This window comes from Streptomyces sp. V3I7, assembly GCF_030817495.1.
In the GTDB taxonomy this organism is placed as follows: Bacteria; Actinomycetota; Actinomycetes; order Streptomycetales; family Streptomycetaceae; genus Streptomyces.
In genome coordinates, this window is sequence record NZ_JAUSZK010000001.1 from 5,656,740 (window position 1) to 5,677,488 (window position 20,749).

Annotated in this window: 8 protein-coding genes; 1 reads left to right on the top strand and 7 read right to left on the bottom strand. The window is 67.8% G+C overall.

The annotated features are described in order from the left end of the window. Window positions 1–108 precede the first annotated feature (108 nt). On the top strand, window positions 109–876 hold the full coding sequence (locus QFZ74_RS26250; protein ID WP_307623299.1) for an IclR family transcriptional regulator: 768 nt from the start codon (window positions 109–111) through the stop codon (window positions 874–876). 24 nt (window positions 877–900) lie between these two features. Here the strand turns inward: QFZ74_RS26250 and QFZ74_RS30495 are convergent, their stop codons facing one another. The 7 genes from QFZ74_RS30495 to QFZ74_RS26280 form a co-directional block, all read right to left on the bottom strand. Next, on the bottom strand, window positions 901–1,347 hold the full coding sequence (locus QFZ74_RS30495) for an NUDIX hydrolase (RefSeq protein ID WP_373462498.1): 447 nt from the start codon (window positions 1,345–1,347) through the stop codon (window positions 901–903). 322 nt (window positions 1,348–1,669) lie between these two features. Next, the gene (locus QFZ74_RS26255; protein ID WP_307623300.1) at window positions 1,670–2,365 is read right to left on the bottom strand and encodes an HNH endonuclease; all 696 of its coding nucleotides are present in this window, start codon (window positions 2,363–2,365) and stop codon (window positions 1,670–1,672) included. Between the two features lie 44 nt (window positions 2,366–2,409). Further along, window positions 2,410–3,786 carry an AAA family ATPase gene (locus QFZ74_RS26260; protein WP_307623301.1) on the bottom strand — a complete coding sequence of 459 codons (1,377 nt, stop codon included), beginning with the start codon at window positions 3,784–3,786 and terminating at the stop codon, window positions 2,410–2,412. A 97-nt stretch (window positions 3,787–3,883) separates the two neighbouring features. Next, window positions 3,884–6,031 carry a UvrD-helicase domain-containing protein gene (locus QFZ74_RS26265; protein ID WP_307623302.1) on the bottom strand — a complete coding sequence of 716 codons (2,148 nt, stop codon included), beginning with the start codon at window positions 6,029–6,031 and terminating at the stop codon, window positions 3,884–3,886. Next, window positions 6,031–12,750, bottom strand: coding sequence for a DEAD/DEAH box helicase (locus QFZ74_RS26270; RefSeq protein WP_307623303.1), 6,720 nt, complete (start codon window positions 12,748–12,750; stop codon window positions 6,031–6,033). Before QFZ74_RS26270 ends, QFZ74_RS26265 begins: the two co-directional genes overlap by 1 nt. Before the next feature lie 9 nt (window positions 12,751–12,759). Further along, on the bottom strand, window positions 12,760–17,691 hold the full coding sequence (locus QFZ74_RS26275; protein WP_307623304.1) for a type II restriction endonuclease subunit M: 4,932 nt from the start codon (window positions 17,689–17,691) through the stop codon (window positions 12,760–12,762). 4 nt (window positions 17,692–17,695) lie between these two features. Then, window positions 17,696–20,707, bottom strand: a complete 3,012-nt coding sequence (locus QFZ74_RS26280; protein ID WP_307623305.1) for a DEAD/DEAH box helicase — start codon at window positions 20,705–20,707, stop codon at window positions 17,696–17,698. Between the last annotated feature and the right edge of the window lie 42 nt (window positions 20,708–20,749).

Sequence of the window (20,749 nt, forward strand, 5' to 3'; positions counted from 1 at the left end):
CGAGCGATGCCGCACCGGAACTGTGAGACGTGCCATCGCAGAATTCTGACGTGTGGATTCTGTCGAAGCTCCCGGTCTCCGGGAACGTTTGAGCGTTACGGTTCCTTCATGGTGGATGGCAAGCATCTGTCGGCGACAGAGGCCTTGGCGTCGGTGACGAAGGCCCTGGATGTTCTCGTCCTGGCGTATGACCGGGGGGAAATCGGTGTTACAGAAACCGCCCGGGAGCTCGGTATCTCACGTTCCACTGCACACCGCATCCTGGTCACCCTGCAGCGCACGGGTTTCCTGCGTCACGATCCTGGCCAGCACGGATACTCGGCGGGTCCGCAGCTCGTACGCATGGGACTGGCCGCGATCGCCCAGCTGGACGTCCGACGACAGGCGCGCAGACCTCTGGAGGAGCTCTCCGAGAAGCTGCAGGAGACGGTGTGCCTGTACTCCCTGGATGCGGCCGTCGTCCGACTACTCGACGGAGTCGAGTGCCGGCATGTCCTGCGCGTCAGCGTTCCGCTCGGACAGGAACTCCCCGCCCACGTCACAGCGGCGGGCAAGGCCCTGCTCGCACTGCGCGACCCGGCAGATGTACGCGCGACACTCCCGGCCGCGCTCCCTGCTACGGCGGCAGGAAGCATCACTGAGTGGCCGCTGCTTGAGGTGGAGTTGGAGGAAGTCAGAGTCCGGGGATGGGCGGCAGACCTTGAGGAAAGTGCACACGACCTGCACGGCGTAGGCGTGGCCATCCGCAACCGCATCGGGGAACCGCTCGCCGCGATCTCCGTGTACGCACCCGCCGTACGTCTGCGTGAACAGGACATGCCAGCAGTTGCCACGGCCCTGCAGGAGACCGCCACCACGATCGCCAGGGCAGAGTGACAGCGGGTGCCGAGGTGCCGGGACTCAAGGCCCCAACGTGATCCGCCCGTCCGGGATCCACCCCTCCAGGTATCCCGTCAACAGCACATCCACATCTGGCAGATCGCACCGCGTGCACAGCTCCTGCCACTGCTCAGGCCCCGCCCAGCGTGTCGCTCCCCTCCAGGGCAGATGCTCCGGCGCAGCACCAGCCGCAGCGAGACGAAAGATGAACACGTGTGCCTCTCGACGGCTCCGGCCTATGGGCACAGGCACCTGAGCCCAACGGCATCCTTCAACGGCGCCCCCGCGCACCGGCATCGCGCCGACCACATCGCGGAGTACGCGCACTGCTGCCTCACGGTAGGGCTCTGTGGCTCGGACGGAGCCTGAAGGGAGCACCCATCGGGGACCAGCTCCAGGCAAGTCGTCTGCCACCAGGGCAAGCCGCCCATCCGAGCTCAGCACCGCGACGAACACCACCCGCCGCATCCTGGGAGGCGGCACGGCAGGGCGCCCCGAACTCTCGGCAGCGTCCAGGAAAGCAGGCACGGTTCGATCCTGACATGTGGCCGCTTAACCGGCCACTCGTGTCCTGGGAGAGGCAGGCTTCATCTCGGAGCTCAATGCGGCGAATCTGATCTATGTCTGGGCAGCAGCAAGCCGCACGGATACTTCAGGGACCGTTACCCGAGTACTGTGCAGTCGGCCACTTCCGTGATGTCACCGACGAGCTCAGCTTCACGGCGGTGTCCTCCCATTTCTTCTCTCGAGGGAAACTCTCAGCGAGAACGTGCTTGCGCAGGGCGCTGACCTAGCAGCCCAGCAGTCCGGTACGGATCACCGGATCGCGCAGCAGAGCGAGGGTGTCGGACTCGTCGGTGAAGATGTCCTCGGCGCCCGGGACGACTGCTTGGTGGAACATGGCATGAACAACGTCGGCGGTGGGCTGCTCCCAGATGGTTGCCGCACAGGCTGCCGCCTCCTCCAGGTCGTCCTTCTCGAAGGCATTACGCCACTTGTCCAGTAGTAGCGGGGTGATCCGGTAAGCGTTGAGCCGTCCCCGGACGAGAATTTTCCGGTTGAGACCAAAGACCTTGATCGTTGCATCGCCCCTGTCTGTGAGGTCGATGTATTCGCCGGCAGCGAGCGAGAGGTGCAGATGGGCAGCGGGATCCTCACTGCTCGGGTCGATGAGCAGAGCCGTGCCGTCGTCGGCGAGAGGGAAGAGGTCACGCTTGAGGTGGCTGTTGCACAGGGAGCACGCCAGGAGGTGGTTGTTCCAGTCGAAGGTCCGTAAGGGATTGATGTGGACGGGCTCGAAGTGGTCGATGTCCGTGCCCTGGTTGTCCCCGCAGTACATGCAGCGCTCCAGCCCTGGTGCCATCTCCGCGAGGGCGCTTTTCAGTACCGGGTGTATGTGTCTCCGGACGGTCGTGTGCTTCCATAACTGCCTGGCTCGCTTCTTGGGAGCAGCGGCCTGCCCGATGTCACCGGTGTGGTCGGTCATTGAAGTCAGCGTTGTCTGTGGGAGTGGCACCCTCGCTACCCGGATCATGTATCGCGCCGTGGGTGGCGGAATTGGAGCCGGGCTGCGATTTCATCGACGCGAGCAGCCGGGGAACTGGCCAGCTTGCGCTTCAGGTGACGGTACTGGGCCTTTTCCTCTTCGCTGGCCCGGCCTCGCACGACGTCCAGTTCCAGGGCGAGGAGCTCCTCCCGCTTCTGTTCGGCCTGGTCCGAGTAGGGGGTGTCGAGTCCGAACAGGTCCGACAGTACGGCGTCGTCACCGCTGCCGAAGATGATGCGGTTGTAGAGGTGTTCGGGCACAACCTCCACAGGGCTCTCCTCGTCCGGGCCCGGTAGCCGGATCAGGCCCCCTGGGTCGGCTGCCTGGCAGATGTACGGGCTGTGTGTGGTGACAATGAACTGGATGTTCGGGAAGTGCGCCTTCAGCCAGCCGCCGATTCGCTTCTGCCAGGAGACATGCAGATGGGCGTCGATCTCGTCGATGATGACGACCCCGGAACTCGGAACGTTCGGCGTGCCGTCCGTCGTGTCCAGGACGAGTTCGCCATAGGCGTCATGGATCTGCTTGAGGATGTCCACGACCAGGGCAGCCACCGTGCGGTAGCCGTCGCTCATCTCCCGCAGCGGGAATCGATGGTTTCGGTTGACGACCCAGAGGCCCTCGGAGTCGACTTTGTCGATCCGGTAGTCGTCGGGCAGCAGGTCGTCGCCCAGGATGGCCAGGGCGGCCGCCTTGAGGTCCCGGGCGCCGTCGCGGTCCTCGAACGCGCGCAGGTGCTGCTCGATGAGCCAACTCACGCCTTCCGCCAGTGATGCATCCTCGTGGAAGAGGCTGGTCAGCCGGGCGACCGCGCCTGAGCTGGACATCAGTCGCTGAATGTCGCTTGAGCCCCCTGCGAGCCTGCGGAAGGGTCCGTACCCAGCGCAGAACCATCCCACCGGATTATCGGCCCATGGGCCGCGCTGGGCGACGGGGCGTTCCTTCTGGTAGCCAATGGCGCTCAGTGACGGCTGTCCTGCTCTGCTGGAACCCGGCTTGCCGGAGAGGGACGCCTGGTCCGCCGCGGTCCAGCGCAGCCCTGCCCAGATCGGTCGGACCGGGCGCCGCCCCGTGGTGAATTGGTCCTGTTCCGGGTCATGGACCAGGCACACTTCGGCCTTCGCAACCGTCTCGTCCCGGGAGACCCAGGTGTCGAACCCGGGGACGAGGCTACGGGCCACGGCTGGTCCGCTGATCGTCAAGGCGACCGCGCGCAGCAGGGTCGTCTTGCCGGAGCCATTGCGGCCTGCCAGTACCGTCCAACCGGCGTATGAGCCGTCGGGCCTGGTCAGGTCCAGGTCGACGCTGCGCGCACCATGGAACGACCTGATGTTCCGTAGACGAAGGTTCTTCAGGTACATATCTCGTCCGCCTGGATCCCGTTCTGAGGTGAGAGCCGGACAACGGCCGGCTCCGCGGTGACTCTAACGCGGCGGCCTTGTGTTGAGTCACCGCAGGTCAGTGGCTTTCCTCCAGGAACGGACTGCGCGGTCCCGCCCAGGTGATGGCGAGCTGCTCGCGGGCCCTGGTAGCGGCGACGAACAGCAGCGAGCGCTCGCGCTGCAGGTCGCGGTCGTGTTGGAGACGGTCCTCGGAGATCGGGGTGACAGCGCCGGGCTGCGGCACATGGTCCGCGCCGACGCCGAATATCGCGACTGCCCGGTACTCGAGGCCCTTGATCCGGTGCATTGTCATCACGTGCACTCCGGAACCGATCGCCGGAGTCTGTCGCGGTCTCACCTTGACGGCCTTGATCCCCGCGTCGTTCAGCGCCTCTACGGCTGTGTCCGCGAGCTTGTTGGTCCGGGCCGTGACGACGATCTCCTCGTCCTTCAGGCCCTCGTCCAGCCAGCCCTTGACTCGATCGGCCAAGCCTGCGAGTTCGGCGGTCGTGGAGGAGTACTCGACCAGCTCGGGCTTGGCCCCGCCGAGTACGGACCGGTAGCCGCCGAGGTTCTCGGTCGCGTCGTCGAGGTCGTCGAAGGTCGCATCGCCCAACAGGCTCAAGGAAGTGCCGAGAATCTGTCGGGTCGTGCGGTAGTTCAGGGTCAGTCGCTTGGAGCGTCCGCCTCGCACATTGATGCCGTGGGCGCTCAACGCGGTCCGGTTGTCGTAGATCCGCTGGTGGGCGTCGCCGACGATGAAGAGGTCGTCCTCGCCGACCGGGACCAGCGCTCGCAGCAGTTTCCAGTGCGCGGCGTGCAGGTCCTGGGCCTCGTCCACGACGATGTGCCGGTACGGGCGGGTCTCGTCGCTCCAGCCGGAGGCGATACGGGCTGCCTGCGCGGCGAGTTGGGTGACGCCGACCTCGCCGGCCGCGTCCAGCCGGTGCTCGAAGGCCTCGATCAGTGCCCATACCTGCGCCCGTTCAGGACGGTTGAGGCGCCGACCGCGCCCGGCCCGGCCGGCGACGAGGTACTCGTCGCGGCTGCGCAGGTCCTGGGCGAGCACGACCTGCTTCCATTCGGCCTCCAGGAACCGCGCGTCCCAGCGGTGCGGCTGCTGTTCTTCGGCCAACTCCTCCCAGCGCCTGCGGATCTCGTCATCGCCCAGGGACTTGGGGGTTTTCGCGCCGAAGATCTCTTTGGCGATGCCGTAGGAGACCTTGTCGATGTTGCGGACATCGACTTTCGCGGTGAGCTGCGTGCCGCCGAGGTCCTCCAGCAGCGAGCGCAGGAGTTCGGCGAGGGTGGTGGTGTAGGTGGTGAGCAGGATCGCCTGGCCGGGAGGGAGCCGTTCGGCCAGGGCCTTGACCCGGTGCAGGGCCACAACGGTCTTGCCCGTGCCGGGGCCGCCGGTGACCCGGACCGAGCCCTTGTTGGGGGTCTTGCGCTCGGCCAGGGCGCGCTGGGCCGGGTGCAGGAAGATCCGCCAGGCGGACAACGGTTCGGACATGATGCGGCCGAACTCGGCGACGTCACCCGTGACGACGAAGGATTCCTTGGTCGCGGGGCGCTCGTTGGCGGCCTCGTAGTCGTCGGGGTCGACGGTGTCGCTGGTCGCGGCGACGGAGCTGACGTTCTCCCAGACGTCCTCTACTGTCATGCCGTCGGCGAGGCAGAGGATCACGTCCCTGGCGAGCTTGGGCAGGTGCTCCACGAAGCCGAGTATCGCGTCGATGCTGCGGATCTCGCGCAACGCCGGTACGACCGAGGGGTGCACGCCGAGCCGGTCGAAGTCGGCGTCGGAGACGTTGGCGAAGACCGAGGGTTCCGCAGCGGCGGTGACGGGGGCCTGGGCGGGCTGCCCGCTCAGGGTGCCGTGGAGGCTCGCTAGATTGATCAGTTCGACGCCGCCGGTGACCTTGTTGATGTCGAAGATGATGTGGGACGCGAGAGCGTAGGCGTCGTCGTGCGGCAGCACCGCGACCAGGTAGTAGATCCTGTCGGCGTAATGCATCAGGACCGCACGGAAGTTGTCGTTGATCCTGGCCGTGCGTACCCGCTTGTCCTCGGCGCCCTTCGGCGGCTTGAGGTTCAGCCCGTTGGCGTCCGGATCGCGCTGCATCTTCATGATGAACTGCAGCACCTGCGCCTGGACCGACCCGTCGAGCTTGTCGTAGTACTTGCCGAAGACGTCCGCCATGACGACCTGGGCCTTGGACATCACACATTCTCCAAACGCTCGGCCAACTCGGCCACATCAACTGTCTCGGCGTATACGACGTGCCAGCCCGCCGCTTCGAAAGCGGCGTCGCGGTGTTCGTCCGCGTCGAGGAACACCGCGATCCTGGCGTCCGGCCAGGCGAGTTCCGCCTGTTTCTGTACCCGGTCGTCGAGTTCGAAGCCGACCTCCGGGGCATCGAAGTGACGGGTGCGGGCTTCCCGACACAGGGCGAACAGAAGTTCCTCGGCCTGCGAGGAAGCCCACTCGACCGCCTCCGCCCAGGGCTCCGGCAATTGCTCGGGCAGGCCCGTGGTGGTGGGCAGCGCACCCGTGAGGAGCGCGACCGCGTGCGGGTCGAGCTGCCCGGCCGTGGACATCGCGATCTGGTGGAACGAACGCGGCAGCGCCGAACCCCGGTCGCCCGTCAGCAACTGAAGCAGGTTGGACCAGCGCAGCCAGTCGGCCCAGCGCGCACGATGGCCGGCCTCTGCGACGGCCTCGTCGCGGTCGTCCAGCACGGTGAAGGCCGACCAGGCGGACATCCCCGGCTGGCCGGTCGCGGGCTCGGGCCGCCGGTCGAGCAGTCCGATGACGCGCAGTCCGCCCAGGGTGCGGACGTCCATCGCTATGGCGTCGGCGGCGGCCGGGTTGTCGGGCGCCGGCAGTGTGTCGCCCGCCAGCACGTCCGGCAGCCGTTCTCCCACCGATCGCCGGTCGACCGGCTGCCGTGCTGCTCCGCTCCCCGCGAAGCCGCTGATCAGCGCCGCTGCCTTGCGGGACCACTTCTCCGCGTCGGGGTCGGCGAGCACCGCGAGAAGCGTCTCGATGGGGTTCCGCAGTACCGGATCCAGGGTGTCGTCGGGGCGTGGGCCGCCCGTCAGCGTCTGGTGGATCTGCCGGGCCGTTCGCAGCGCGCCCTCGCCGAGGAGCGGTTCGGCTGGGGTGCGCACCTCGCGGTCGTCTGCGGTCCCCTCCACCGCTGCCTTCCAGGCCATGACGTCCATGTGGGTGAACTGCCACACCTGCGTGCCCTCGGCCCGCAGCGCCTCGCGCTTGGCCGCGTCGTCGGCGATCCGGTTGATGCCGGTGCTGGCGTGGAAGGCGTAGCCGTCGAGGAAGATCGCGATGCGCGTCGACGGTCCGTCGATCCGGGTCAGCAGATAGTCCGGCTCACTGGGCGCGGAGTTCAACTGCCGCACGTGGTCCTGGAAGAGCCAGCGGGTGATGCTGCCGTCCGGACGGGTGAAGCGCAGCTCGTACTCCATGCCGCGCTCTCCGGCACGAGGCGTCACCGAGCCGGACTCGGGGCGGCGGCTGCCCCAGTCCACGAGGGTGCGGACGAACTGCTTCTCCAGCTCGCTCTCGGCAAGTTGGTCGATGCGCACCCCGGACAGGGTGTCGACGCGCTCGGTGTCCCAGCCTGTGAGGATCTCGTCCAGGAGCTCCCTGGCGACGCGCAGCGACGCGAAGGGGTGTTCGCTGCTGCTGACATGCGGCAGCAGGCAGCGGTGGCAGGGGGTGCGCAGGTTCTCCTTGCCGCAAGGGCAGTCCCGCAGGGCTGTCTGGGCGAGGGTCAGCACCCGGTGCAGCACGGTGGCGTCGGCGAGGTGCTCCAGGTAGCCGGTGCCGCCCGGCATGGAGTCGTGCAGCACCAGGAAGCGACGGCGCAGTTCCCGGGTGCCGCCGGGCATGGTCGCGGGCACGACCCGAAGGTGGTCGGGAGCGCCACCGAAGTGCTTGGTTATGCCCAGCAGCAGCGCCGCCTTGAACGACACGAGCCGGGTCTGCAGCTCCATCGTGGAGACAGGCAGCAGGATCCGCAGCGCCTGCGTCGTCAGCTCGTGCGCGAGGACGAGCTTCTGCATCGACGCCGTCTCTGCGGCGATCCCGTCGTCCTTGTGGCTGCACCAGTACGCGTGCCGGGTTCCGATCCGTTCGGCGGCCCGGTCCCATGCCTGCGGGTGTACGCCGCGTACGGCGCCGCACTCCAGGCAGGTCTCGAAGCCGGGGACCTGGACGTCGTCACCGGCGATCTGGTGCTCGGGGCCCGCTGCGGCGGCCGGGCCGAGGTTGAGGGTGCGGATGGTGGCCACCCGCGCGAACTCCACACCGAACGGCAGCTCCCCGACCCGTTTCCACGCACGCAGCCCCTGGGGCTGGTCCGGGTCGATGTCCACCAGGGTGACGTCGTTGAAACGGCGCCGCTCCCGCTCGTCGCGCTCGTCGGTGAGCCGCGCGTCCTCGCGGCGTTCACGGGCGGTGACGCGCTCGGGTACGAGGACCGTGTGGAGTGCCCCGGGGTCGGCGATCTGCACGGCCTCGCAGCGCGGGCAGGCGGTCAGGTCCAGCCCGGACTCGGCGGTGGCGACATAGCCGCACTCCGGGCACAGCCGCCACTTGGCGTAGGCGGTGTCGCCCTCGCCGGCGCCCAGGTCCAGGCCGTTGACGATGTACTTGTAGCCGTCGGTGTGGAAGGTGTTGCCGGGCGCCAGTTCGAGGAGGCCCATGCGCGAGCCGCGTCCGTACTCGGTCAGCTGGTCCTGGAACTCTCCGTCGGCGTCCTTCCACCACAGGGTCGCGTCCAGGAGCGTGGCGTCGTCGTGGAGGGTGTAGTTAGGCAGCAGGCCCAGTCGGACCATGGCGTTGATCGAGTTCTCGCCGACCAGGGCGTCCCTGCGCCTGCTGACGGACCTGCGCTCCGCGTAGAGCTGGCGGCGCTGTTCGTCGCGTTCGCGGTCGCCGGAGGCGGTGGACAGGGCGTCGAAGGCCCGGCCGATCTGCCGCGACCGGGAGCGCAGCGCCTCCAGCCGCTTGCGCCAGGCGGTGGCAGCCTGGCCGACGGTCTGCTCCAACTCCAGTTGAGCGAACTGCCGCAGGCCCTGCTCGGCCTCGGGCGACATCCCGGGGAAGAGCTGGATGAAGGAGTCCGCGAGGTCGGCGTGGCGGGCGTGGGCGACGTCCAGGAAGCGGCGGAACCAGCCGTCCTCGGCCAGTCCCCGGGTGAAGAGCGCGCCGATGCGGTGCGGCATGGGCTCTTCGGGCATCATCGTCCCGCGCCACAGACTGCGGTCGGCGGCCCGGTCCAGCAGGAACGCCAGGTACTGGCTGCGCAGGATCTCGGAGGCGTCCAGGTAGCAGTCCGGCGGGATGATCCGGCCCGCGAGCATCTGCTCGGGTGCGTGCAGGTAGTACTGGTTACGGGCGCCGCGCGGTACGAAGGTGACGGTGAGCGAGTTGCCGGTGCTGCGGCCTGCGCGGCCGATGCGCTGCGCGTAGTTGGCGGGCGCGGGTGGGAGCGAGGCGAGCAGGACGGCCGACAAGTCACCGATGTCGATGCCGAGTTCGAGGGTGGGTGTGCAGGTCAGCACGTTGGGGTCGAAGGGCGAGGGGCGGTGTTTGAAGGCCTGCTCGACCTCCTCGCGGCGGGCTCGGCTGAGCGCGCCCGTGTGCTCGGCGGTGAGGACGTCACCGGGCCGGTCGACGGTGTAGAGGCGGCGGTAGTAGTCGTCGCTGTAGTCGCGGTCGTCGGTGGTGAACCTGCCGCCGCACTGGAAGCGCAGGCAGGGCGTACCGAGCCAGGCCTCGCGGCGGCCGGGCGGGACGGTCTGGCGCCAGGTGCAGCTGTCGCAGCGGACGCCGTAGTCGTTGACGCCGCTTCCCTCGGTTCCCTCGTTTCCGTCGGCCACATCGGGCGATGACGGATCGGTGGCGAGGCTGTGCACCATGATCGTGCGCGGCCTGAGGGCGAAAACGGTCGAGCCGCCGTCGGCCGGGTAGGTCGCCAGGACTTCGCGCTGCGCGAGCAGCTTCATGGCTTGTTCGGCGAGGGCGCGGGCCTCGCGCCGTTCGCAGCCGAGCGTCCGGTGCCCCCAGTCGGCGAACCAGGTGTTGTCACGGTTGAGCGAGTCGAAGTCGGACGTACCGAGGCGCCCGAGGACCGGGAAGGTCGGGGCGGCCAGACCGCGCGGGAACGCGGGCATACCAGTGGGCCGCCCGCCCCAGATCGGCCAACGCCTGGCGCCGGCCTGGGCGATGTACTCCTTGAGCCAGGGGTGGAACAGCGCGCCGCGCAGCCTCATCCGCTCCAGCAGGCCGCGCAGGTAGACGACGTAGTCGGCGTCGTCGGTGGGGAGCGTGATCTGCCCAGGGAGGCGCTGGTGGGCTTCCCGTAGCAGGGCTGCGACGGTGACGGCGTCGGGGAGGTGTACCTCGGCGGCTGCGGTACGGGTCAGTTCGACGGTGCGGCCGAGGCGTGAGCGCAGGCCGAACTCCATCAGCGTCTGGAAGACCATGCGGTCCTGCAGCATGTACGCGCCCGCGTCGCTGAACCCGTCGCCGGAGAGGAGCGTGCGGATTTCGGGGTTGTCGCGTAGGTCGGGAGGAACGATCGAGGCGAGCTTGCTCCGCTCGCCCTTCTCGGCCGCCGTCACGACGGCTTCGGCGGCGTCGGTGGCCAGGTCGTGCACGGCGACGGGGGCGCCCGGCTTCAACTGCTCGGCGAGCAGCCCGCGGAAGGTGAAGCCGAAGCTGCGGTTGGCGATGAACGCGGCCCGGTGGGTGGCGTCCTGGACGGAGTCGGTGAAGACCAGCAGCTTGCGCTCGTCATCGGTCAGGCCGCGGTCGGAGAAGAGCTGGGTGGTGGTGACCGAGGCGAGGGTGGCGGTGCCCGCGCCAAGGAAGCGCATGCCGTCGGTCAGGTCGCAGGAGGGGCACTTGTCGCCCGCGTTGGCGGGGATCGGCCCGGCGACGGTGATCACCGGCACGGTGTCGTTGCTCGGTACGGTGCGCAATTCCGCTTCCTCGGCGTGCAGGAAGACGGGGGTGTGCTCGCCGGGCCTGGCGCGGATCATCCAGCGGACGGCGCGGTTGCCCTGGGCTGAGGCCCGATAGATCTCCAACGGCTTGGTCTTGAGCTGCTGCCACTCCAGATCCGTGGAGAGCGCGGCCCAGCCGGAGCGCCCGCAGTGGCGGCAGTACACGGCGGGGAGGTGGGCGCGGTAGGCCGGGCCGACAGGGCGGACGAACGGCACGGGGCTGTCCGGAGTGAGGTGGGGCGTGCCGCCGTCATCCGGGTCGGCGTCGGCGGTGCTGTCCACCTCGGCGGAGGGATAGATGGCGAGGTTGGCCGGGTTGGGGCGGGTGTCCCCCGTGGGGCCGTCGTCGTCGAACCAGCGGAAGTGCGGCGTCGGCGTGGCGGCGCGAATGACACGGCGCACCTCGCGGACCCAGAGCTGGGCCTCGACGCGCAGGAAGGGAGCGAGGCCGTTGGCGCGACGAGGGTCGGGGACGCGGGCGGTCGAGACCAGCGCGAGGAGCCGGGCGAGGCCGGTGGCGACCAGGTCGATGTCGGTCCGGGCCGCCTCGTCCCAGGCCGCGCCACCGCCGCGCTTCGCGAACTCGCGGGCGATCTCCGGGACGGTGATGGGGGTGTCGCCCGCTACGTCGAGGAGGGCGCGGATGAGGTTGTGCTGGCGGAGCTTCTCGCCGAGTTGGATCGGATCGGCGAAGTCCATGCCGACGATAAGCTCGGCGAGTCGGTGGATGGCGGAAGGGTCGTTGAGGGGGTCGGGGACGGCGGCGAGGGCGGTCGGGGAGGGGACGGGGAGGAGGAAGTCGGGTTCGGCGACGAACTCGCCGGGTGTCTGGCGGTCCTCGCCGATGAGGGCGGCGTCCGGGAAGGGGGTGCCGAAGACCTTCTCGGCGAATTCGAGGAGGAGTTCGCGGTCGGACTTCTGAGGGCCGTCGGTGGTGGGGGTGGCGTCGGGGGAGGGGTGGCCGCTGGCTTCGCCCGTCCCGCTGGCTGCGCCGGTTCCGCCGCCGAGGGTGGCGGAGGTGGCGACGGGGGTGATCGTGCCGAGGGGACGGCCGGGCTCGGCCTTGCCGGTGGCCGCGCCCAGGCGGCGCAGCAGCATCGCCACGTCGGTGCCCTGCGCGCCGTCGTAGGTGTGGAACTCGTCCAGGACGACGTAGGTCAGCCCGCCGTCCTGCCAGAGCGGAACGTCCGGGATGCGCTGGAGGAGGAGGTCCAGCATCTTGTAGTTGGTGAGCAGCAGGTCCGGCGGGTTGGCACGGATCGCCTCACGGTCGGTGATCAGGCGGCTGTCCGGGGACAGTTGGGTGGGGGTGATGGTGCTTGCGCCGGACTCACGGGCGTAGGAACCGGGGGCGTTCTCGTCCTCGTCGTGCGGGGGGCGATTACCGGAGGCGCCGCCGATGTAGATGCCGGCGGTGACGGAGGAGAGGGCGGCGTTCTTGGCGAGGAGTTCGTCGATGCGGCGGGCCTGGTCGTCGGCCAGCGCGTTCATCGGGTAGAGGAGAAGCGCCTTGACGCCCTTCACCCCGGCGGCGCGGGCGCGGGCGCAGTGATCCAGGATCGGGATGAGGAACGACTCGGTCTTACCGGAGCCGGTGCCCGTCGTGACGATCGTTGGTTCGGGGGCGTGGCCCGACTTACTGGACAGCCGCTGCCAGGCGGTTGCCTGATGGGTGTAGGGGCGGAAGCCGGTGGGCCACCAGTCAAGGGCCTTCTGCCAGCCGGGGGGCGCGTCTCGGAAGGGCGTGCGCACGCGGAGGTACGGGCCACGGAAAAGCCGGCTCTCCGGCCGCTCAAGGAACGCCTCAAGCTCCTCGCGGACGTCGTCGTCGGCGAGCGCGAAGCTCGTCGTCAGGTACGCGGCCAGGGCACGGCGGAGATCCTCGGCGGCCAGGGAGGGAAGCATGGCGGGGTGCTACCTGCTTTCCGGGGCGGGGTTGGAAGTGGTGGTGGACTCGGCGGGCGCGGGCGTGGCGAGGGGGTGCTCGGCGAGGTAGGCGGCGTAGTCGCCGTACTCGCCGGCGTGGAGGCGTGCGGTGAAGTCGGCGTGGGCGCGGGTCATTTCGGCCTCGCGGTTCGGCTTGACCCAGCCATCGGGGATGGCGGGGGCGGGGTCGCCTGCGCGGGCCGCCTTGGCCCAGGCCTTGACGAAGGCGGTCTCTTCAGGGGTCTGGCGGATGCCGACGTTGTGGGTCGCCGCGCCGATCTTGTGACCGTCGGGGGCGAAGAACATTTCCCACTCGTACTTGCGCAGTACGGCGAACTGGGAGCGGTACATCGCGCAGAGCTGCTCGGCGGTGAGCCCGAGCATGACGGCGACGAGGGCGTCGATCTCGACAAGGGCCATGCGCCGGTCGTACTCCGTGCGGAGGGGTGTCGCCATTGACCAGATTGGTTCGATGGCCTGGATCTGCGGTCGGGAGGATTCGGGGTCGGTCCAGCGGTCAGTGCGCCAGGCGGGCTCGAAGAGTTCGTCCCAGAGGGGGGCGTAGTCACGGGTGAGGCAGTTCAGGCGAAGAGCGCGAAAAAGGAGCGGGGTCGTGAGGGGGTGCTCGAGAGGCGCGGGAAACTGCGAGACCAATTCAATCTGAATGTCCGCTTTCCCAGAAACCTTTACCAGGTAGTCGAGGGGCAATCCTACCCAGAGCCCGCCAAGTACGGCAGTATCTCGATTTGTAGCGAGCGACAAAGTATGGACAGTGTGAACGTGCGTCGGCCCAGGCGCGAGCAGTGCGGCGTGAAACCCTCGCTCCAACGGCGGGGCCGTCATTCTCCGCCAAGCAATCCGAAAGAATTGAGTGGCCCTCCCCTCCCCCCACACCTGTTGAGCGGAACGGAATTCGCCAGCTGAGCACGCCCGCGAATAGTTTGTGCGGGGAAGGACGGATTCAGGCAGCTCCTCTAGCCGCCAAGGCGTATAGTCGCCATTGCCTCGCACGACCTCCTTCGCTTGCTTGGCGAATGGTGTAGCTACTGTGAAGTGCGGCCCCTGAAGGACGACATCAGACCACGACCGGGGCACCTCGGTCTTCCATTCGATAATCTCATCCCTTTTGGCCCCCTTTTCATGAAGGCCGGATGTCCATGAAAAATTAAAATCTCCAAGTCGCTGCGGAAAGCCAGAGAGAACTCGAAGCGCCTCATTGTCACTGCTGGTAAGAGGCCTCAACATCCGGGCCTGCAGGGCGGGCGTGCCCTTCTCGTCAACAAGCGAAGCCCAGTCAGCCAGGACTGATCTAGTCACCTCCACGACGCGTTCAGCGTGAGCTCGGAGATCCCACCCACCATGTTCATGCTGAAGCCCAGGAGGTTCGCCGATTCCAGAGTGAACCAGGGAGGCATCGGCCGTATCTGGATGGAAAATCGAACTCAGGTTAAGGAACTTGGGATCTCGCGGGGGGCCGTAGATGTGTATCCCGTAGACATTGATATGATCAATTTCGGAAAACAGTTGAGCTTCATTCCTGAATTGAAAATGACGCCGAATTCTTCTGTAGGTATTCTCGCGAAACGAGCCACCGTTAGAGTCCGTGAAATGGGATTCCGGATGAATCAATCCGGCTGTGCCGGAAAATCCGAGATTGCGCCATGTTCGGAGCATGAAGTTCCTGTAGATGTTTGTCTGCATCCCTGCAAGTTCGGGGTTTTCCACCGTCGAACCAAGGTGCGCATTTGTGCCAGCCCAAGAGTTCAAGTCCGACAGGTAGCCTTGCAGTGCTGAACGCTCGGCGAGGACCGCATTGCGCCGAGCGGTTTTAGTTCCCTCTGGCGTTTTAGCGAGCAATCCAAACCATGGGTCAAATTCGGCAAGTGCCAGATCGTCATCCCATGTCGGCCGGTGCCATGGCGGATTACCAACTTGCAAATTGAATCCACCGCGCTCAAAGACATGCGCGAACTCCAGATTCCAGTGGAAGAACCCCTCCCGTCGGGAGATCGCGTCCACCTCACTCAGCCATGGGAACCGCACCATCACCGATGGCAGGTCAACGCACTGGCTCAAGACCCGGTCGAAGTCATCATCCATCGCCAACTTGTCGAATTCGCCGGTGTCGGCGAACAATCCGAACTCGTCGTCCAGTCCCGCTGCCTGGCCGCCGACTCGGCTGGACTGCCTCGCCTTCGCCTTGGCTGCCGGGACGCCCAGCACTGCTTCGCAGAACGCCAGCCACTCCTCCATGCTGGGCGGCGTCGGAGTGTCGGGCTGCCCCACCGGCCAGAACCACAGGGCGCACCAAGCATCCATGACCAGCTTCAGTCGGCCGCGCGGCGAGCCCGGCTCGTTCAGGGCGCTCTCGATCTGCTCGCGCGTTACATCACCGGACGCCTTCTCCAATGGCTGGTCGGGGTCGACCTCCCACACGTCGATCTGGCGCCGCACCTCCCGCTCGCTCACGATCAGGCGGCGCCGGGTCAGCTCCCACAGGCGCTCGACTCGCGTCGCCAGCGCCAGCAGTCGCTTCCCTTGAGCGGCCGACGGTGTCGCCGTGACGGCCGTACGCCACTTCGCCAGAGCGTCGCGCTCGTCCTTCGCAAGCTCCTTGGCCTGCTTGGCGTCGGCAACGGCGCCCCACCCCTTGGCCGGCAGCAGGAAGTGGTGGATCTCCTTGCCCGCCTGGAACTGACCTTCTTCAGCCCCCGCCCGCAGCGGCCGATCCGTCGGGACCGTCGTCAGCCACGCCTTCCGCTTCAGCGTATCCGCCGCATACACGGCCCGACGCGCGCCGATCAGCGAGTTGCCGCGCCGCAGATGCAGGCCGAACCAGGGGGCCTTCAAACCCTCATGCATCGAGTTGAGCCACAGCGAGACCTCCGCCAGCTCCACCGCCGTCTGGTTGAGGTCGACCCCGTAACAGTTGTGCAGCGCCAGATACGCCTTGACCTTCTGCAACTCCGCCTCGTACCGGTCCGGAGGCAGTTGCTCGCCGCCGAGCTCCGCCATCCTGCGCTTCAGGTACTCCGCCGCCAGCTGGTTGATGGCCTCGTTGAGGAACGCACCCGAGCCCAGAGCGGGTTCACACACCGTCAGGTCCAGGATCGCCCGCGCTGGCGTCGTGGTGCCGTCCTGGTCCAGCAGTTCCGCCAGCGCATGCTTGACCGTGCTGCGGGTCAGCACCTCCGGCGTGTAGTACGACGCCGACCGCTGCCGCTCCCGACCGGACAGGCGGTAGACGAACGTGCCCTTCTTGTGTTCGACCCGCTTAAAAACGCCCGTCAGCTCATCCCGCCGCTTGACGAAGACTTCCTCGTCGTAGTTGTCGGCGTCCTTGAAAGGCACGACCCAGGTGCCGCTCAGCCCGTCCGAGTCCGGCTTGGCGACCTCGTACAGGTCGTCCCACGCGAAGAAACCGGTGTAGGACATCAGGCCCTCGTACACCGCCCCCAGCTGGTTGATGCCGAGCTGCGCGTACGAGATGAAGCCCTTGCCCGTGCCGCCTCCGGCCTTGCCGCGCCCGCTGCGCCGCCCTTGCGTGAGCATCAGCAGGTTGAGTACGCGCCACAGCACCTTGTTGCGCAGCCGCGTATCGATCCGCTCGCCCTCGACCGTCACCGAGCCGATCAGCGGGGTCGCGTCGGCCTTAAACAGGTCGCTGCGCAGTGCCTCAAAGCGCAGGCCGTCCGCGTCGAGGACGGTCACCTTGTCCTCGGACGGTGCCTCGTCCTTGCCCAGGGGGCGATGTCCTTGGTCGACCAGGCGGAACAGCAGGTCCAGCGACTCGGCGAAGTGGAAGCGGTCCTGGGCCTCCTCCGGGAGGTCGTAGGAGACCAGTTCGCCGAGCCGGGCGAGGCCGTAGCCGTCCTGGTAGGCGTCGTCCTTGCTGGGGAGGATGCCGAGTTCCGGCCGGGCTTCCGCATAGAGCAGGAACAGGATCCGGTACAGGTAGCGCAGCGACTCGCGGGTGAGCCGGCTTGCCAGGTCGGCGGGGTCGCCCAGTTCCGCCGGGTCGGCGCCGCCGTCCTTGAGCCGGTCCAGGATCTCCTGGGCGATGAGCTCGACGGACTGCCGCAGCCCTTCCCGTAGCTCCTTCGAGACGCCCACCGCGTGCTTGCGGCCCTTGTCGACCAGGTTGTCCAGATACCCGGCGACGCCGCCCTCCGTCAGCAGCGACTCCGCGCCGAACAGCGCGGCCACCGCCTCCAGTTCCTCGCCGTCTGCGCTGAGGTTGCGGTCCAGGGCCTCGTCGACGCTCACCGCGAGGAACCGGCCCTCGTGCCAGGCCGTGCGGTCGGCGAGCAGTACTACGCCGCCCGCGAGCAGCAGGACATAGCGGGGGGCGTAGCCCTCCTCGCAGCCGAAGAGGAAGGTGACGGCGTCGGCCGCACCCGTGATGAGCTGCTTGCCGTCGAGCTGGATGGGGTCGAGAAGCTGCGCGCCGCCGTCCTCGACGTCCGCGAGGACGAGTTCGCCGTCCACTTCCCAGGTGACGTCCAGGGCGACGAGTTCCAGGCCACCGGGGCCCGTGACGGCGAGCGCCACCGGCACCGATCGTTCCTTGTCACCCTGCATCACGCCGAAGTCGCCCCGGCGCAGCCGATTATGGGTCGATTCCTGGGCGTCGTCCTCGACAGTGGCGTCGTCCGGCGCTACATACGCCAGGGCCGCCAGCAAGCGGTCGTTGAGCTCCCGTACCTCGGGGCCGTCGAAGGTCTTGTCCTCGGTGATGTGGACCTTTGCCGTGAAGTAGTCACGGCGCAGGCCCTTCACGCCCGACCGGGACGACGGCGCGCCAGCGCGGTCGGCGGCGGTCCAACGCTTGCGCAGCTCCGTGAGGTCCTTGGCAAACAGCTCGGCGAGGTAGTGGGCGGAGATGTATTCACCGCGGTTGGTGATCGCTTCGAATGCCACGGTGTCACTCGCCCCTCTGCTGCTGAATTACCTTGCCGCCAGCGGACGCGGGTGGCGCCAGGACTCCGATCACGCGCACCATCGCCTCACCCTGGGTGGCCAGCTGCTCAATGAGCTGCTCGACCTCCACTGCGGTCTTCCGCACGCGTGTCTCCTCGTGCTTCCGCCGGATGCCGCTGAAGCTGAGCTGCTCAAACGTCGACAGGCTGGCCTTCCGCCAGGCCTCCAACCGCTGCTCGTACTCGACGAGTTGCTCCACCAGCGGGGTTTCCTGCTCGTTGCGCAGTGCGGCGATGTGGTCGCGGCTCGCCCGTACCGCCGCCGGGACCAGCGCCTGCAGGGCTGCTTTGTCCCCGGCGAAGGGGCGGTTGAGCATCTTCGGCTTGACCCCGGCCCGTTTTAGTACACCCACCAAATCATCGTCGAAGACTGGTGTGCCGCTCGCCAAGCCCGTCACACACGTCCAAGCCAGGACGGTCGGGTGGCCCTTGGCGTTGGAGTACATCGCCTGAGTGAGGAAGACGGGCTCAGTGACGTCCGCCGTGATGATCGGAGCGCGGTCGCGGCTCTGGTCCAAGCCGTTCCGGCGGTCCTGCGTGAGCCTGACCAGGACCTTGTCGGTGAGCCATTCCACCACCGGGTGCTGGTCCGTGAGGTAGCTGACGTCCGGCCAACCGGACGTCTCGGCGCGCTCCTGCTTGGTGATCGCGCCCTTGGCGCGGTTGCCGCTGCGTTCGCGGGCCCGGTCCAGCCGGTCCTGGCCGAACTGCTTGTCGAAGGTGACGCGGAGCTGGTCCAGGACCTGCCGCTCGTCTAGGTAGGACTTGGGGAGGACCAGAAGGCGGCGCTGGAGTTCGCGGTCCGGGGTGAAGACCATCATCTTGGGATGGTCCTCGTTCCAGTGCTTGCCGATGCGCTGCTCCGGGTTCTCGTACACCTCCTCCAGGGCCTCTTCGACGAACGCGCGGGTGGACGCGAACAGCTGGGGCACCTGGTAGCCCGGTGAGTCGGCCTCCGGTGTGTGGTCGGCCAGGAACGCCTCGAAGGGGTCCAGCGGGACGGACGGCACGACCGTTTCGAACGGTTCCTCCTGCGCCAGGAGGCGCTCCATGATGGCGTTCGTCTCCGCTTCCTCGTCGCGCAGTCCGAGGATGGAGGCGGCCTCGCCGAGGGTGCGGTGGACCTCGTCCTCGCGCTGCAGCAGGCGCGCAGACACCGCTCGGTCGGCCGAGGGGTGGTCCGGGTCCTCGTCGTCCGTGAGCAGCAGCAGTGCGCGGATCTCCGGGGAGTGCTGTTGGCCGTAGCGGTCGATACGGCCGTTGCGCTGCTCGATCGTGATCAGGGACCAGGGCAGGTCGTAGTGGATCATCTGGTGGCACTGGCGGTGCAGGTTGACGCCCTCGGCGGCGATGTCGCCGGTGAGCAGGACCCTCAGGTCGCTGCTCGCCAGACCGAAGTCCTTGACGGTGCGCTGCTGTTCGTCGTCGGAGAGGCCGCCGTGGAGCTGGCGGACGGCGCCGCCGGTCTTCCCCTTGCTCGGGGCGAAACCGAGGGCCGACGGCAGGGTGTCCTGCAGTATCTGCAGCGTGGCGCGGCGCTCGGAGAAGATGACGACGCGGGTGTCGGACCCGGGGCCGACCTTGATCTCCTCCTTGAGGACCTTCACCAGCTGGTGGAACTTGGCGGCGTCGTCGATGTCTATGGCCTCGGCGATGGTGCCGAGGTTGACCAGTGCGTCGCGCTCGGCCTGGCGCTCCTGAGGGTGGGGACTCCGGTCGATGGACTCGATCCGGTTGTCGACGGTCTCGACCAGCGCGGAGTGCGAGGAGAGGAAGGACTTCAGCAGGGTGTACGGGAACAGGCGCGCTCCCTTGCCCGAGACGGGGGCCGTGCGGCCGTCCTTCGGGTTGATCCAGACGTCGTACAGCTCCTCGAAGACGCGCTGCTCGGCAGGGGTCGCCGTGCAGTCGATGGCGACCGGCGGCTTGCGGGTGGCCCACATGTGGCCGATCTCGGCGGAGACGTCGGGGGACATCTTGTGGCGCCGGATATAGAGGTGCTGGAGCTGGGTCTCGTCGTAGTCGCTGGTGTTGGGGATGGCGGTCGGGTCGAGGAGGCTCAGCAACTCGCCGAAGGACTCCCGCTGGCCGTTGTGCGGTGTGGCGCTGGCCAGGATCATGGCGTCGGTCTTCGGCGCGAGCAGCTGTGCGAGGCGGTTGTTCTTCGTGCCGGTGTTGATGAGCTTGTGCGACTCGTCGATGACGACGGCGTCCCAGGTGACCTGCATGAGGTGGCTGCGCCAGCGGTCGGAGCGCAGGGTGTCGATCGAGATGATCGCGCGCTTGTAATAAGAGAAGGGGTTGCGGCCGGCCGGGATGTCGTTCTTGATCCGCTCGATTCCGGCCGAGTCCAGACGTACCACCGGGATCGCGAAGCGCGTCCACAGCTCGTGCTGGAACTGCTCCAGGATGTGCTTCGGCGTCACCACCAGGATGCGCTCGCCGCGCCCGCGCCTGATCAGTTCGGACAGCAGCAGTCCGACCTCGAGGGTCTTGCCGAGGCCGACCGCGTCCGCGATCAGCAGTCGGGGGCGGAGGGCGCGCAGAGCGGCCTTGGCGGGCTCGCGCTGGTAGGCGAGGTCGTCGACGAGGTGGGTGCCTACGGTGGCGAGGCGCTGCTCGGACAGTGGCAGCGGGGTCTTGCGGATCAGCGCGTCGATGAACAGGCGCGAGCGGCGGCATTCGGGCGAGTCATCGGGGACGAGTTCGGTGTCCTCGGGGCGCAGCGGGGTGACCTGGTCGAGGCCGTCGTGAGCGAAGAAGACCGCGCGCTGGTCGCGGACCAGTGGCGAGATGCCCCGCACGTCCAGGCGGGTGCCGTCCTTGGCGGTTTCGGCGACCTCCACGACCAGCCAGTCCTCGTCGCGGGCGCGGACCTGCATCCCGGGGGCGAACCGGATGCCGCTGGACGCATCGCCCGGAACGTTGTCTGACGCGCTGTCGGCGACGGTGGCCATCGGCGGGTCTCCTTCGATTGCTGCTCTGCTGCCGCGTTGTTC